The organism is Hymenobacter tenuis (assembly GCF_054780495.1).
In genome coordinates, this window is the sequence record NZ_BAAGWF010000001.1 from 71,586 (window position 1) to 86,510 (window position 14,925).

A 14,925-nucleotide genomic window follows, 5' to 3' on the forward strand; every position below is an offset into this window, starting at 1 on the left:
TGGTAAGTACCACGGGCTTCGTTGCGTTTAGTAGGCTAGTTCGTACTAGTGTGTCCGGTGAGTAAAGTTCGTAAGCGCACCAGATAGGAAGGCGTTCCGGCATGTTCAGCTGGGGCAGTACGCTTGGGCTGAGCAGCCGGCACCGCTTGTTCCTTGCCTTTAGCACGCCCTTTACTAGCTAGCCCCCGGCGAGAAACCGTTGGTGCTTTTGCTTGGGCCAACGGAACCGCTGCTGGCATCTGGAAGCGGAGTATTGGGTTGCCATCAAACATATACACCGGCGCCATTTTGTCGTTTTCTTGCATCCGGTATTCCATCACGCGGGCATAGTAGGTATGGCCCGGCTGAAGTCCGTTGAGCCGTACGAGGCTATCAGGGCCAGCGGTTACTACAAAGTTGCCGTGGCCTAGGGTGGCACCTTGGCCTAGTATGCGGCCGCCAGCATAGCTGCGTCCTTCCAGCGGAAACGCATTCACCGGCCCACCTTCGCGCACTACTAATAGCCGGTGCGTACCATTGCCATTAGCCCAGGCCAGGGTGGCTGTATTCGGCGAAGCCTGAGCTAGGCGCAACTCAGAGGCATTTTGCTCGGGTGGGAACAGGTCGTAGCTAGGCCAGCTGTTGGTGCTATTGATGCAGTCCCAGCCCAAGTCCTCTAAGTCTTTCCAAAAGCGGTTGTTGCTCGGGAAGGAATTTATCAGAATGGCCCAAGTGTAGCCATCGGCATTGCGGGCTACTAGGCTTGCTGACCCATTGAGGCATCCTGTATGCCACCACACACCCCGCTTGTTTACCATCCAACCCTTTGCGTACCGCTTCATGACGTCGGAGGGGGCCGTCATGGTATCTAGGGTAGCACGCAGCAATAAGTCGGGGCGGGTCGGGGAGCCATCCACAGCCAACAACAAGCGTACTAGGTCTCGCGCCGTGAAAAGCCACCCGCCGTGGGCATTCATGGCCTCTAGGTTTGCGCCGCCATACGCGTAGGGCACCCGCTTACCCGTGCCGTAGCACGATTCGTTTGTCAAGGGCGAGTAATATTCCGCTTCATTTTCCTGCTTGTCTTCGAGCAGATTGTGCGCCATGTGCGCTTCGCGCACGCCACTAGGCTCCAGAATATTTGCACGCACCCACGCTTGGTACCGCTGGCCGGTTATCTTCTCAATGATTTTACCGAGCACCAAATACCCAATGTTAGAGTACGCAAAGCGAGTGCCCGGTGTAAAATTCAGCCCCTTGCTTAATAGATAGCGCACCAGAGTTGAGTCGCCAACCGGGTTAGGGACGCCCATTACCTGCGCCACATGCAAGGGAAAATCAATAGGGTCCGAGCTGCTGAAGCCATCAACGCCGGCGTCACGGTTCCAGCCGCCGGTATGCTCCAGCAGTTGTCGCACGGTTACATCATAGAGGCGCTCGTCCTCAATAACGTCGCTGTAGTACGCTCCATCAAGGTAGCCTGCCGGCCCGAAAACCTTGTGCTGCAGATCGAGGCGACCGTCCTCTACCAGCTTCATAATGGCAATCGACGTCACTGGCTTCGATACACTGGCCACCCTTACTAGGGTCGCAGGTGTCATGGGCTGGGTGCGTTCAAGGTCCGAATACCCAAACCCGCGGGCATACACCAGTTTCCCTTGCCGGCTGATGGCCACGGATGCGCCAGGTATCTTCCAGCGACTCATAAACTTTTGCACTACCGCGTCTAGCGGAACAGTTTCCGGCGACGATACCCCTGTTTGGGCCCAGGCCGGTATAGCAAGCAAGCCCAAAAGGAGGGCTAGTAACTTCTTCACAAATCCAACTTCATAAAAGTGCCTCTATAACAGCTAAATGCAGCTGCTGCAGTCTCGTGGCAGACTCACAATTTTATAAGATTAGAGGCAGAGTTACGCTAGCTTGATACGGGAATAAATTTGATTTTTCTAACAATATTAAAAGCCAGCGCGGCCTCTGAATTGTTCAGAGGCCGCGCTGGCTTAGCCAATGAAATGCTTGACTAAAAGTTCCGCTCTCCGGTTTCGCGCTTCCCTAGCATTACGGCTCCAACCATAGCTACCAGAAATAGCACTGAAGCCAACTCAAAAGGAAGCAAGTACTGCTGATACAGTACTAGGCCCAACCGGTCGACCATGCCAATTTGGGAGTTAAAGGACGCATCAAGAGTAGCGCCAGTAGGTTGCACATCTTTCAGGGCAGCTACCAATACCAACAGCAACGACCCGCCCGCAACAGCGGCAGCAATTTTAGCTAGTGCGGGCTTATGCGGCTCCGTGTCCACATTCAGGTTCAGGAACATAATCACGAATAAGAATAGCACCATGATGGCACCAGCGTACACGATAATGTTCACGGCCGCCAGGAACTGGGCATTCAGTAGCAAATAGTGACCTGATAACGCAAAGAACGTCAGGATCAGGAACAGCACGCTGTGCACTGGGTTTTTGGCAAAAACCACACCTAGTGCGCTGAGCAGCGCTACAAAAGCCAGAAAGAGGAAAATTGGAGACATTAGAAAAGCAGTAGCGCGAACACCTAGCTCGCAAAGGTCAAGACGGTGAAGAGAGGTAGCGCGGGCAGGGCACGAGCGGTTAGGCTCGCGCTACTACCTAGGCCAGCTGGCTGGTCATTTTGTTGCGCAGCGCATCAGCCTGCTCCGGCGTAAGCTGAATACCGCGCACGGAGCGTTCATCTGGCGAAACCGGCTCAACCAAGCGGTCTTTGCCATAGATAAACTCATCCCGCTCGTAACGTGGCGGCGCCATTTTATCGGCCTGCAGGTACACGGCTGCTTTCGGACAAGCTTCTTCACACAGGCCGCAGAAGATGCAGCGCAACATGTTAATCTCGTAGCTGATAGCATACTTCTCTTCCCGGTAAAGGCCTTCCTCGCCCTTTTTCCGCTCGCCGGCTACCATCGTAATGGCTTCGGCGGGGCAGGCTACAGCGCAGAGGCCACAGGCGGTGCACCGCTCCCGGCCCTGCTCATCGCGCTTCAGCACGTGCAGGCCTCGGAAGATGGGGGAGAAGGGGCGAACCTCCTCGGGGTAACGTACCGTGGCCTTCTTCATGAAGAAGTGGCGCATGGTAATGCTCAAGCCCTGGAAAATAGCCGGCAGGTAGGCCCGCTCGGCCAAAGTCATGGGCTTCTTTTCTAGTTTCTTGGCTCTATTGGTGAGTTGCATATCGTCAGACCGAGTGCCACGCTCTCTAGGTGAGAAGCCGTGACGAGGTAGTGGAAAAGTTACTAAATCACCCCGAACAGGATGAGCCCGCCGGTGATGAGGATGTTGATTACGGCCAGCGGAATCAGAATGGTCCAGCCTAGGCGCATCAGTTGATCATAGCGGAAGCGGGGCAAGGTCCAGCGAATCCACATGAAGAAGAAAATAAAGGCGAAGATTTTCGCAAACAGACCCACTGTACCCAGCACCGTAATCAAGTTTTGAGCTCCGGCCAGCGTCCAATCTTGGTTGCTTACCAACCAGTCACGCAGTTCATATTGGAAGGGGAAGTTAAAGCCCCCAAAATACAGCACGCTCATCACGGCCGATACCACGAAGATGTTCACGTACTCCGAGAAGAGGTAAAGACCCAGCTTCATCGAAGAGTATTCTGTGTGGTAGCCACCAACCAGCTCTGTTTCGCACTCGGGCAAGTCGAAGGGCGTACGGTTGGTTTCAGCGAAGGCACACACCAAGAAGATGATGAAGCCCAAGGGCTGTTTCACGATATTCCAGAAGTGCCACTCACCAGCAATGGACTGCTGCAGTGTGATTTCGCGCAGGCTCAGCGTGCCCGAAATCATGAGCACCGCAATAAGCGACATGCCCATGGCCAACTCGTAGCTAATGTTCTGGGAAGCGGCCCGTACGGCACCTAGCAAAGAGAACTTGTTATTGGAGGCCCAGCCGCCAATCATTACGCCATAGACTCCTAGCGAAACCACGCCAAAAATCCATAGCATCCCAATGTTCACCTCGATGCCCTGCAGGAAGAAAGCGTTTTCACCAAAGCTCACATTATTGCCAAACGGAATTACCGCCGACGACATCAATGCCGTAATCATGGCCAAGCAGGGCCCAAAAACGAAGAGAGCCTTGTTGGCGCCGCCGGGGAAGAACTCTTCCTTGGTGAACATTTTAACGGCATCGGCCAGAGGCTGAGCTAGGCCATACGGACCAGCGCGGTCAGGACCTACGCGGTCTTGCAAGAAGGCCGCAATAACGCGCTCAGCGTAGGTGCAGTAGGTTGCAATCAGCAGCGAAAGCGCAAATACAACGAAGATGACAATGGATTGCCAGCCTAATGCGGGTAGTTCAATCATTTCAGTTATGAGTTGTCAGTTGCCAATTGCCAGTTATCTGAAGTGCTAGCCTTGCCAAAATGGGCAATCGGCAACTCACAACTGGCAACGGATTACCCTAATTTCAGAGGAGGATTCTTTTCTAGGTCGCGCTGGGTACTTTCAGGCAGGTCAGCAATAACCGACTGATTCAGGACGGGCAGCTCGTAGTGGTTGGCCGAAATTACCGAAGAACGGTCGATGTGCGCAGGGCCTTCAATGGTCCAGTCCGATGTCTCTTTCTTTTCAAAGCGGCACTCGTTGCAAATCCACTCCTTTACCTCACCATACTGGTCCTTACGGGCTGTGGTGCGGAGTACTTCCTGGCCTTTATACCAGAGTACTACATTGCCTGAGCACTTAGGGCAGTCGCGGTGCGCGTTCACCGGCTTGGTGAACCACACACGCTGCTTAAAGCGGAACGTTTTATCGGTTAAGGCGCCTACTGGGCACACGTCGATAACGTTGCCAGAGAAGTCGTTGTCGATGATGTTCTCGATGTAGGTACCAATTTCAGCAGCATCGCCGCGGCCTAATACACCGTGCACCCGGTCGCCCTTAGCAATCTGATCAGCAGTATATACGCAGCGGTAGCACAAGATGCAGCGCGTCATGTGCAGCTGGATGAGTGGGCCGATATCAATTTTCTCGAAGGTGCGGCGCTCTTCTTGGTAGCGAGTCGTAGACACGCCGTGCTCGAAAGCAAAGTTCTGCAGGTCACACTCACCAGCCTGGTCGCACACGGGGCAGTCCAGAGGGTGGTTAATGAGTAGCATTTCTACAATGCCCTTGCGCACGTTCAGCACTTGCTCAGAGGTAGTGTTTTCTACTACCATCCCATCTTGTACCGGCGTCACGCAAGAGGCCACGAGTTTAGGCATCGGACGGGGGTCCTTGGCCGAACCAGCCGCTACCCGCACGAGGCAGGCGCGGCACTTACCGCCTGAGCCTTTTAGTGGGGTATAGTAGCACATGGCTGGGGGCACAATGCTACCCCCAATCTGGCGGGCTGCATTAAGGATGGTGGTTCCGTCCGGAACTTCAACCTCAATGCCATCAAAGGTTATTTTAGCCATTATCAAGAGCTTCCGGAGAGGAAGAGAAAGTCAATTACTAGAAATTAAACCAGTACTGCATTTGCGCGATACACGGCACCGGGCTGAGCAGCCTCTTTCGCGTGAGTCACGTGCCACTCAAATTCGTGACGGAAGTGACGCACCGCAGCTGCAACCGGCCAGGCGGCCGCTTCACCCAATGGGCAAATGGTGTTGCCTTCGATTTGCTTGGCCACGCTTACTAGCAGGTCGATGTCTTCCATGTGCCCGTGGCCGTGCTCGAGGCGGTGTAGCACTTTCTCCATCCAGCCTGTTCCCTCGCGGCAAGGCGAGCATTGTCCGCACGACTCGTGGTGGTAGAAACGGCTGAAGTTCCACGTGTTGCGCACGATGCAAGTCGTCTCGTCCATGGCAATAAAGCCACCCGAGCCGAGCATAGTACCCGTAATGAAACCACCGTCCGAGAGCGATTCATAGGTCATCAGGCGGTTTTCACCGGCTGCTGTTTTCAGAATCAACTCCTTGGGTAAAATTGGAACGGAGGAACCACCAGCCACTACAGCCTTAAGGTCGCGGCCTTTCCAAATACCGCCGCAGTACTCATCGGAGTAGATGAATTCCTCAACGGGCAGGCCGAGCTCGATTTCGTAGATACCGGGCTTGTTGAGGTGACCGCAAGCCGAGATTAGCTTGGTGCCAGTGCTCCGGCCCACGCCAATCTTGGCATACTCGTCGCCACCTTCGTTTACTATAACCGGCACGGCGGCAATCGACTCCACGTTGTTTACTACCGTAGGGCGAGCATACAAACCTTGCACGGCCGGGAATGGCGGCTTGTTGCGCGGGTTGCCGCGTTTGCCTTCCAAAGACTCCAATAGCGCCGTTTCTTCGCCGCAGATGTAAGCGCCACCACCAGGGTGCACATGCAGGTCCAGGTCGTAGCCCGAGCCTAGGATGTTTTTACCAAGAAACCCTGCCGCGTATGCCTCAGCAATAGCTTTCTCCAGAATGCGCAGCACGTACAATAGCTCGCCGCGGATGTAGATATACGAGGTGTTAGCGCCTAGAGCATATGAGCTCGTAATCATACCCTCAATGAGCAAGTGCGGCAGCTTCGACATCAACTGACGGTCCTTGAAGGTGCCCGGCTCTGATTCGTCGGCGTTGCAGACGAGGTAGCGCGGCACACCTTCGGGTTTGGCCAGGAAGCTCCACTTCATGCCAGTAGGGAAGCCAGCGCCGCCACGGCCGCGTAGCCCCGACTTTTTTACTTCTTCCACCACCTCGTCGGGGGTCATCGTTTTGATGGCCTTCTCTACCGAGCGGTAGCCGCCATGTTTGCGGTATACCTCAAAGGTGTCGATGCCTTCAACGTTAATATGTTCGGTCAGCAGTTTGCGTCCCATAGGTTCAGAGCTGAAAGACGTTAGTTGTTGGCCAGCGCGTTCGGGAGGCCAGTTTCTTCCCAGGGCAGGGCGGGGCGGTGCACTTGGTTGCGCAGCTCAGAGAGCATGGCATCCACAGCTTCCGGAGTATCGAGCTGCTCGTAATACTTCTCGCGTACCTGCACAATGGGAGCAAAGCCGCAAGCCGCTAGGCACTCTACCTCCTTCAAGGTAAACAAGCCATCAGCTGAAGCCGGACCGCCTACTTTAGCACCGGTAATGCGCTCCAAGTGAGCCGTCAGTTCGTCGGAGCCGCGCAGCATGCAAGGACCCGTGCGGCAGATTTCCAGCACGTGCTTGCCTACCGGCTTGAGGTTGAACATGGTATAGAAGGACGAAACCTCGTACACTTCAATCGGCTTGATGCCTAGCACCTCAGCTACCAGGTCCTGTACTTCGGGGCTCACCCAGCCACCAAACTCGGCCTGGGCAATATGCAGGACCGGCAGTAGCGCCGATTTGCGGCGGTCGTCGGGGTAGTGAGTAAGCAGACGCTTGATTTCAGCCTGCGCGGCTTCGGAAAATTGCGGCTTGACGGCAGTCGTCTCCATAGGGGTCAAATTCAGCAAAAAACTACGCGTCCAGCTCGCCGGCAATTACGTTCATCGACGACAGGGTCACGATGGCGTCGGAGAGGGTTTGGCCCACTACCATCTCGGTGTAGGCCTGGTAGTAAATGAAGCAAGGACGGCGGAAGTGCAGGCGGTACGGCGTGCGGCCTCCATCGGAAACCAGGTAGAAGCCCAACTCACCATTGCCGCCTTCTACCGAGTGGTAGACCTCGCCAACCGGAGCTTCAATCTCACCCATCACAATTTTGAAGTGATAAATGAGGGCTTCCATGTTCTTATACACGGCCTGCTTGGGTGGCAGGTAGTAATGCGGCGCATCAGCGTGGTAAGGGCCTTCGGGCAGATTTTCCAGGGCCTGCGTGATAATGCGCAAGCTCTGCCAGATTTCCTCGTTGCGCACCATGAACCGGTCATACGTGTCGCCCTTAGTGCCCACCGGAATTTCAAATTCGAAATCCTGATAGCTAGAATACGGGTTCATCACTCGCACGTCGTAGTCGACGCCAGCAGCCCGCAAGTTCGGCCCCGTGAAGCCGTAGTTCAGCGCTCGTTCGGCCGAAATGGCACCTACATCAACCACGCGGTCCATGAAGATGCGGTTGCGGTTGAACATCTTCTCAAACTCAGCCATAACGGCCGGGAAGGTTTTCAGCCAAGCCCGCAGTTTGGCAATGGCTACGTCGTTGAAGTCGCGCTCCATGCCGCCTACCCGGCCCATGTTGGTGGTCAAGCGGGCGCCGCTTACTTCCTCGTAGATTTCATAGACCTTCTCCCGTTCATCCATCAGGTAGAGGAAGCCGGTGAAAGCGCCCGTATCTACGCCTAGAATGCCGTTGCAGATCAAGTGGTCCGTAATACGGGCCAGCTCCATCAGGATAACCCGGATGTACTGCGCACGCTTCGGAACCTCTACACCCAGCAGCTTCTCTACCGTCATGTGCCAGCCCATGTTGTTGATGGGCGACGAACAGTAGTTCATCCGGTCGGTGAGAGGCGTAATCTGGTAGAAGGGCCGGCGCTCCGCAATCTTTTCGAAAGCGCGGTGGATGTAGCCGATAGTCGGGACGCCCGAAATGATCCGCTCCCCATCCATCTGCAGAATGTTCTGGAAGATGCCGTGGGTAGCAGGGTGAGTGGGGCCCAGGTTCAGGGTAGTGAGCTCCTGGTTGAAGTCGTTTACAGTAGGTGCCAACGGGTTAATCCGGGCCTGCTGCTCGCGGGCTTCTTCAATTATTTTATGGGTGCCTTCCAGCGTGTCGTTTACTGCCATGATATGGGTACCAGGGGCCTAGCGGCCGAAGAAAAGGTCAGTTTTATCTTCACGGGTGCCATCTTCCAGGGCGTACTCTTTGCGCATGGGATGGTAGTCCATGTCATCCACATTAAGGATGCGCATAAGGTTAGGATGGCCGGGAAAAATGATGCCGTAGAAGTCAAAGGCCTCACGCTCCATCCAGTTGGCAGTAGCGTAGAGGTCCGTCATGGTGGGTACTACCGGGTCGGCAATGGGGAAGAAGATCTTCAGCCGCAACCGGATATTTTGGGTCAGGCTGTGCAGGTGATATACCATGCCTAGCTCTTGGTCCTTCTTCTCAGGCCAATGCATGCCGCACATGGTGGTCAGGAAGTTGAGCTGCAACTCTTGGTCCTGCTGCAAACCGGCAATGATATCGTGAATCCGCTCCCGCGTGGTGGTCGCCGTTAGTAGGCCATACGGTTCTTCTACCTCAGTAAAAGCGTCCTCGCCAAACAAGCGGTGCAGCAAGGCCAGCAATTGGGCGTTTTTCTGCGCGGCTGGGTCCTGGACAGCTGCCGCTTCCTGTGCCGCCGGGGATTCGTTTTGGTCAGCCATTCTTTCTTTGAGAAGCTTGAAGATAGGAACTAGTGGCGGGAGGCAAGTAATAGGTTCTTACCTCCCGCTACTAGCTGCTTACTTAATGTTATAAGACGCTAGCAAAGCCTGATACTCGGGCGAGTTACGGCGGCGCGTCGATTCGTTGCGTGCTAGGTCTTGGATGCGCATCAACCCATCCAGCACCTGCTCTGGGCGAGGCGGGCAGCCGGGCACGTACACGTCAACCGGGATAATCCGATCGATGCCCTGCAGCACGGAATAGGTATCGAAGATACCACCCGAAGAGGCGCAGGCACCCATGGCCAGCACCCAGCGGGGCTCGGCCATCTGCTCGTACACCTGCTTCACGATAGGAGCCATTTTCTTAGCAATGGTACCCATCACCATCAGCAGGTCGGCCTGCCTGGGCGAGAAGCTGGGGCGCTCGGAGCCGAAGCGGGAAATATCGTAGCGGGCGCCCATGGTAGCCATGAACTCGATGCCGCAGCAAGAGGTAGCGAATGGTAGTGGCCAGAGGGAGTTAGCGCGGGCGATGCCCACAACTTTCTCCAGGGAGGTAGCGAAGAAGCCCGCGCCTTCCATGCCCTCGGGGGCGTCTACCATTTTGATTTCAGGAGCTCTATTTTCCATGATGGTCAGTCAGTTTGGGAGAAGCGAAATGCTTCATACAGGCAACACACGCCTGGGCTCAAAGGTTGCCCTAGCGGGCCTCATTCCAGCGCAAAACGCCTTTTTTGATGACGTAAGCGAAACCAGCCATCAGCAGCGCCAGAAATACAATCATTTCATAGAAGCCCTCTTTACCCAGGGCGCGGAAGTTCACAGCCCAGGGATACATAAAGATTACTTCCACGTCGAAGAGTACAAACAAGATGGCCGTGAGGAAGTACTTCACCGAAATAGGGGTGCGGGCGTTGCCCACCGATTCGATGCCGCACTCAAAAGCTTCGTCTTTTACTACGCTCTTGCGGCGCGGTCCCAGCAAGTGGGACGCAATCATAGAGAAAGCCACGAAAGCTATGGCAAGCACAAACTGCACGATAATCGGCAGGAAGTCAGAAGGTTGGTACTGGGTTGTAACAGCGAGAAGCATAGGCGTCTACAAAGTAAGGCCGCTCAGAAACGGCATGGAAGGCAAAGGTACCACGAAATGCGGGCGGAACAAACGTGAAATCTGGCTGCACGCCTGGCAATGCAACTAGGATGGATAGCCGATGCGCTGTATCGTACAAGTACAATCCAACACAAAGCCAATATGTTCTTGATGAGATATTGATTCTTGACTGCTAGCCTAGCTTCAGCCTAAAGCCCACGGCTTAGTGGCGCCAGTAAAGCAAGAAGCCACTGCAGTTTCCTGCAATGGCTTCCTGTTTACTAAGTCTGGTCAGGTTAGAAACCGCCCTGGCCGGTTACGTTCAGGTTTTCGCCGGTTTCCACGCCCAGGAAGGGGTAGCGGTAATCCGTTACGGGTACGAACGTTTCTTTGATGGCGCGCGGCGACACCCAACGCAGCAGGTTCAGCAAAGATCCAGCCTTGTCGTTGGTACCGGAAGCGCGGGCCCCACCGAAGGGTTGCTGGCCTACCACAGCACCAGTTGGCTTGTCGTTGATGTAGAAGTTGCCGGCCGCTTGCACCAGCTTCTTCGAGGCCAGATCAATGGCGTAGCGGTCTTGCGAGAAGATAGCGCCAGTGAGGGCGTACGGCGACGTGGTGTCTACTACCTCTAAGGTCTGCTCAAACTCGGCTTCGTCGTACACATACACCGTAACCACGGGGCCGAAGAGCTCGTCGCACATGGTGGTGTACTTGGGGTCTTTGGTCACGATAACTGTGGGCTCAATGAAGTAGCCTTTTGACTTATCGTAGCCACCGCCCGCCACAATTTCGGCGTTGCTGTCGGACTTAGCGCCATCAATATACTTGGCCAGCTTATCGAACGAAGCTTCGCTGATAACGGCGTTGATGAAGTTCGAGAAGTCCTCAACATCGCCCATTTTAAACGAGGCCAAGTCTTCCTTTACATAGCCCAGGATTTCGGTAGCCAAGTTGCTAGGCAGGTACACACGCGAAGCCGCCGAGCACTTCTGACCCTGATATTCGAACGCGCCACGGGTAATGGCGGTAGCTACTGCTTTGGCGTGCGCCGAAGGGTGAGCTAAGATAAAGTCTTTGCCGCCGGTTTCACCCACAATACGGGGGTAGCTCTTGTAGCGCTTTATGTTCTGGCCAATCGTCTGCCAGATGTTCTGGAACACGCCCGTGGAGCCCGTGAAGTGAATACCAGCAAAGGCAGGGTGTGAGAATATAACATCACCTGCTGTTGGGCCATCAACATACACTAGGTTAATAACGCCATCGGGTACGCCGGCTTCTTTAAACAACTCCATCAGCACCTGCGCCGAGTAGATCTGGGTGTTGGCGGGCTTCCATACCACTACGTTGCCCATCAGCGCGGCCGAGGTAGGCAAGTTGCCGGCAATGGAGGTGAAGTTGAAGGGCGTGAGGGCAAACACGAAGCCTTCGAGGGGACGGTGCTCCAAGCGGTTCCACATGCCGGGCTGGCTCTGGGGCTGCTGGCGATAGAGCTGCTGCATGAAGTGCACGTTGAAGCGGAAAAAGTCGATCAGCTCGCAGGCTGCGTCGATTTCTGCCTGGAAGGCGTTTTTGCTCTGGCCCAGCATGGTGGCTGCGTTCAGGCGGGCCCGGTAGGGGCCAGCCAACAGCTCGGCGGCTTTCAGGAAGATGGCGGCGCGCTGCTCCCAGGGCAGTTCGGCCCATTCGGTACGGGCGGCCAGGGCGGCGTCAATGGCCTGCTGCACGTGCGAGGCATCGCCTTCATGGAAGTAGCCTAAGGTGTGCTTATGGTCGTGGGGCGGGAAAATGCGCTGGGTTTTGCCGGTGCGTACTTCCTGGCCGCCAATGTGCATAGGTATGTCGCGCTCCTGTTGCTTTAGCTCTTTGAGCATCTTGAGTAGCTCAGTGCGCTCCGGCGAGTTAGGAGCGTATGCCTTAACCGGCTCGTTAATCGGGACAGGAACGTTGAAAAATCCGTTGGCCATGGGGGTTGCTGGTTTTGGGTTGCGTGGATGGTGGAGGGTAGTGGCAAAGGTAGCCAGTGAACGGAAATAGATGCTTGTTAGCCAAAATCTAAGTGGGTTGAGCGTGTATGGTGGCCTAGGACATCCTCGCTCCCCGAAATCCGTTTAGCTCAGCAGAATGCTTCTCGTTTCTTTTTGCCTGGTCTGCCGATGTCTGACGCTGCTACGTACCGCAACCCCATCTGGGATTTTGACTTTCCGGACCCTACCATTATCCGGGCTTCGGACGGATATTACTATGCCTACGGTACCCAAACCAAGCACCCTAACAGCTACATCATCAATCTGCAGGTAGCCCGCTCCTCTAACCTGATTGAGTGGGAGCACCTGGGCGAAGGCTTACCAGCGAAACCGCTGTGGGCCCTGACCACGCAAAAGTTCTGGGCGCCGCACGTGAGCGAGCACAATGGCATTTACTACCTCTATTATTCAGCCAAACCGGACTCCGGTGCCGGTTTGTGCCTAGCCGTAGCCACCGCCGCAACTCCTGCTGGCCCGTTTCGGGATATTGGCGCGCCGCTCAAGTGTGGCCGGGGGTTTCGGGAAATCGACCCCATGTCTTTCGACGACCCCGCGACCGGTAAGCGCCTTTTGTACTGGGGCTCGGGTTTCGGGCCGCTGCGCGTGCGGGAGCTGGCCGAAGACCGGCTTTCCTTTGCCGCTGGCAGCCAGGAAATAGTACTGCTGCAACCCGCCGGCGCCGGTGACCCACGTCGCTACGACCAATTGCTGGAAGGCAGCTGGGTGGTGCTGCGCAACGGCTGGTACTACCTATTCTATTCCGGCAACAACTGCTGCGGCCCCGATGCGCATTATGCCGTGCTTGTTGCTAGGTCGCGCGCAGCCACGGGCCCCTTCGAAACGCTAGCCGAAGCCACCCATGACCCGTACCGTACGCTGCTGGAAGGCAATGAGCACTGGCTTGCTCCGGGGCACAACTGTGTAGTGACTGACGCCGCCGGGCACGATTGGCTGGCCTACCATGCTATCGACCCGAAGCAACCCACTTTCCATGCAATTGATGATGAACAGGGCTTTTCCCGCCGCGTAATGCTCCTTGACCGGCTGGAATACGTGGATGGCTGGCCGCGGCTAATTACGGGCGGTGCCCCATCGTATCAGGAACAGGAGGCACCTAGTGTGTAATAATAGCGGATATGATATGTCCGGTTGGAGGAGAGGATGAAGTAGGCGATTAGTAAGACTATCGGTGGAAATAATATTTAGCTTATTCTGATATTATATTATACTTTGCATTGTAATAGTTAAGAAAAATATAATTTACGGACAATATAATACCGCGTTCTGAATGCTGTTGTAGATACAAGGCATGACGGAACTCTGATTGCGCCTTCATTTCATTCCACCTTACTCCACACTAATCGTCCCTGTATGAAGCAGTTTAAACGCGCACTGGCATTACTTACCTTCTCCACCGTCCTAGCAACTGGCTGTCAGAAGGAAATTGAAAGCGAAGTTAAACCTGTTGCTACCAAACAATCTGCTCAGTTGTCGGCACCAACGCTAGCGAAGCCCACACCCAATGCCTCATTGGTTCTCACAACCGATCCGCAACACCGGGATATGGTGCTGCGCGCATTGGCTTTGCAGCCAACGCCCTGTAGCAGAAATACTTCAATAAATCTGTGGCTGAATGAGCAACTAGCAGATTGGTCGGCTGATGCATTCTACTATGCTGATTTCACGGCAATGTTCGATTTGCCTACATATGATGCGTATGTATTCGAAAACAGCTCTGAAAACCAGTATTTTGGCGTAAAGGGAGAGTACACTCAGCCGCTTACCAAGGCGTTCAAAGACTTGCGGCGCTTCTGGAACATTCAGACCAGCGACATGGTGCTGGCTGCTATGCACGGCAGCATGCTGCAAGACCGCAGCAAAATCATCAGAACATACAAAGCGGTATATGGCCTGGATGATGCCTCAGCAGCGTATTATGCTGACTTCGTTTTAGTGCTTCTTGACTCTTTCCCGGAGCTTAGGGAGGGCAACCATCCAATCTTCACTTTCAACGCCTTCGCCCTGAAAGGCTTCAACTTTCCTCCCTACGGTACCATCCCTAATAAAATTATTATGGGAGATGGCATTATGGAAGCCTACACGGCCATCGGTTTCGACGATGTAGCTCCTCAGGCAATCTTAGCCCACGAGTTCGGGCACCAAATCCAGTTTCAGCTAAACTTATTTGGCAAAGTGTCTTCTCCGGAAGCTACCCGCCGAACCGAATTGATGGCGGATGCTTATTCTGCCTATTACCTTTCTCATGCACGAGGAGCTGCTATGCAGTGGAAAAGAGTACAGCAATTCCTGCAGGTATTCTTTAACATCGGCGACTGCAGTTTCACAAGCAATGGCCACCATGGCACGCCTACTCAGCGCATGGCCGCCGCGGCATGGGGATATAGCATTGCAAATGATGCCCAGAAACAAGGACACATTCTCTCAAGCCAGCAATTCACGGCCTTATTTGAAGCAAAATTGCCGCAACTGGTAACTCAATAGAGCGTGAGCCAAGTGACAAAAGGAAAAGAGG

14 protein-coding genes are annotated in these 14,925 nt (G+C 54.7%); 2 read left to right on the plus strand and 12 right to left on the minus strand.

From position 1 onward, the window contains the following. Positions 1-35: 35 nt before the first annotated feature. From ACYVGU_RS00325 to pruA, 12 genes are all read right to left on the minus strand, one after another. A complete protein-coding gene (locus tag ACYVGU_RS00325; protein WP_460620436.1) occupies positions 36-1,796 on the minus strand; it encodes a serine hydrolase domain-containing protein in 1,761 nt (586 codons plus the stop codon). Between the two features lie 203 nt (positions 1,797-1,999). Further along, positions 2,000-2,512, minus strand: coding sequence for an NADH-quinone oxidoreductase subunit J family protein (locus ACYVGU_RS00330; RefSeq protein WP_460613054.1), 513 nt, complete (start codon positions 2,510-2,512; stop codon positions 2,000-2,002). 97 nt (positions 2,513-2,609) lie between these two features. Continuing rightward, entirely contained in the window at positions 2,610-3,185 is a 576-nt protein-coding gene (locus ACYVGU_RS00335; RefSeq protein ID WP_460620437.1) for a NuoI/complex I 23 kDa subunit family protein, read from the minus strand. Positions 3,186-3,247: 62 nt separating this feature from the next. Further along, positions 3,248-4,324: an NADH-quinone oxidoreductase subunit NuoH gene (gene nuoH, locus ACYVGU_RS00340; RefSeq protein ID WP_460613137.1), complete on the minus strand. Its 1,077-nt coding sequence runs from the start codon at positions 4,322-4,324 to the stop codon at positions 3,248-3,250. Positions 4,325-4,419: 95 nt separating this feature from the next. Then, positions 4,420-5,421, minus strand: a complete 1,002-nt coding sequence (locus ACYVGU_RS00345) for an NADH-quinone oxidoreductase subunit G (RefSeq protein WP_460613052.1) — start codon at positions 5,419-5,421, stop codon at positions 4,420-4,422. Positions 5,422-5,465: 44 nt separating this feature from the next. Next, on the minus strand, positions 5,466-6,806 hold the full coding sequence (gene nuoF, locus ACYVGU_RS00350) for a complex I 51 kDa subunit family protein (RefSeq protein WP_460613051.1): 1,341 nt from the start codon (positions 6,804-6,806) through the stop codon (positions 5,466-5,468). Positions 6,807-6,826: 20 nt separating this feature from the next. After that, the gene (locus ACYVGU_RS00355) at positions 6,827-7,396 is read right to left on the minus strand and encodes an NADH-quinone oxidoreductase subunit NuoE family protein (protein ID WP_460613050.1); all 570 of its coding nucleotides are present in this window, start codon (positions 7,394-7,396) and stop codon (positions 6,827-6,829) included. 22 nt (positions 7,397-7,418) lie between these two features. After that, positions 7,419-8,687: an NADH-quinone oxidoreductase subunit D gene (locus tag ACYVGU_RS00360; protein WP_460613049.1), complete on the minus strand. Its 1,269-nt coding sequence runs from the start codon at positions 8,685-8,687 to the stop codon at positions 7,419-7,421. An 18-nt stretch (positions 8,688-8,705) separates the two neighbouring features. Continuing rightward, positions 8,706-9,269, minus strand: coding sequence for an NADH-quinone oxidoreductase subunit C (locus tag ACYVGU_RS00365; protein ID WP_460613048.1), 564 nt, complete (start codon positions 9,267-9,269; stop codon positions 8,706-8,708). Positions 9,270-9,347: 78 nt separating this feature from the next. After that, a complete protein-coding gene (locus ACYVGU_RS00370) occupies positions 9,348-9,902 on the minus strand; it encodes an NADH-quinone oxidoreductase subunit B (RefSeq protein WP_460613047.1) in 555 nt (184 codons plus the stop codon). A gap of 70 nt (positions 9,903-9,972) precedes the next feature. Beyond that, positions 9,973-10,365 carry an NADH-quinone oxidoreductase subunit A gene (locus ACYVGU_RS00375; RefSeq protein ID WP_460613046.1) on the minus strand — a complete coding sequence of 131 codons (393 nt, stop codon included), beginning with the start codon at positions 10,363-10,365 and terminating at the stop codon, positions 9,973-9,975. Positions 10,366-10,661: 296 nt separating this feature from the next. Beyond that, positions 10,662-12,332, minus strand: coding sequence for an L-glutamate gamma-semialdehyde dehydrogenase (pruA, locus tag ACYVGU_RS00380; RefSeq protein WP_460620438.1), 1,671 nt, complete (start codon positions 12,330-12,332; stop codon positions 10,662-10,664). A gap of 189 nt (positions 12,333-12,521) precedes the next feature. Here pruA and ACYVGU_RS00385 point away from each other — a divergent pair, with 189 nt between their 5' ends. Both ACYVGU_RS00385 and ACYVGU_RS00390 read left to right on the plus strand, forming a co-directional pair. Further along, complete coding sequence (locus ACYVGU_RS00385) at positions 12,522-13,517, plus strand: glycoside hydrolase family 43 protein (RefSeq protein ID WP_460620439.1); 996 nt, start codon at positions 12,522-12,524, stop codon at positions 13,515-13,517. 246 nt (positions 13,518-13,763) lie between these two features. Further along, positions 13,764-14,894, plus strand: coding sequence for a neutral zinc metallopeptidase (locus ACYVGU_RS00390; protein ID WP_460620440.1), 1,131 nt, complete (start codon positions 13,764-13,766; stop codon positions 14,892-14,894). Positions 14,895-14,925 lie beyond the last annotated feature (31 nt).

What these genes read in the sequence shown, in the direction of transcription:
- ACYVGU_RS00360 (WP_460613049.1), bottom strand. Translation starts at nt 8,687, where the DNA reads ATGGCAGTAAACGACACGCTGGAAGGCACCCATAAAATAATTGAAGAA.
- ACYVGU_RS00385 (WP_460620439.1), top strand. Translation starts at nt 12,522, where the DNA reads ATGTCTGACGCTGCTACGTACCGCAACCCCATCTGGGATTTTGACTTT.
- nuoF (WP_460613051.1), bottom strand. Translation starts at nt 6,806, where the DNA reads ATGGGACGCAAACTGCTGACCGAACATATTAACGTTGAAGGCATCGAC.
- pruA (WP_460620438.1), bottom strand. Translation starts at nt 12,332, where the DNA reads ATGGCCAACGGATTTTTCAACGTTCCTGTCCCGATTAACGAGCCGGTT.
- ACYVGU_RS00335 (WP_460620437.1), bottom strand. Translation starts at nt 3,185, where the DNA reads ATGCAACTCACCAATAGAGCCAAGAAACTAGAAAAGAAGCCCATGACT.
- ACYVGU_RS00375 (WP_460613046.1), bottom strand. Translation starts at nt 10,365, where the DNA reads ATGCTTCTCGCTGTTACAACCCAGTACCAACCTTCTGACTTCCTGCCG.
- ACYVGU_RS00365 (WP_460613048.1), bottom strand. Translation starts at nt 9,269, where the DNA reads ATGGCTGACCAAAACGAATCCCCGGCGGCACAGGAAGCGGCAGCTGTC.
- ACYVGU_RS00390 (WP_460620440.1), top strand. Translation starts at nt 13,764, where the DNA reads ATGAAGCAGTTTAAACGCGCACTGGCATTACTTACCTTCTCCACCGTC.
- ACYVGU_RS00345 (WP_460613052.1), bottom strand. Translation starts at nt 5,421, where the DNA reads ATGGCTAAAATAACCTTTGATGGCATTGAGGTTGAAGTTCCGGACGGA.
- ACYVGU_RS00330 (WP_460613054.1), bottom strand. Translation starts at nt 2,512, where the DNA reads ATGTCTCCAATTTTCCTCTTTCTGGCTTTTGTAGCGCTGCTCAGCGCA.
- ACYVGU_RS00355 (WP_460613050.1), bottom strand. Translation starts at nt 7,396, where the DNA reads ATGGAGACGACTGCCGTCAAGCCGCAATTTTCCGAAGCCGCGCAGGCT.
- ACYVGU_RS00370 (WP_460613047.1), bottom strand. Translation starts at nt 9,902, where the DNA reads ATGGAAAATAGAGCTCCTGAAATCAAAATGGTAGACGCCCCCGAGGGC.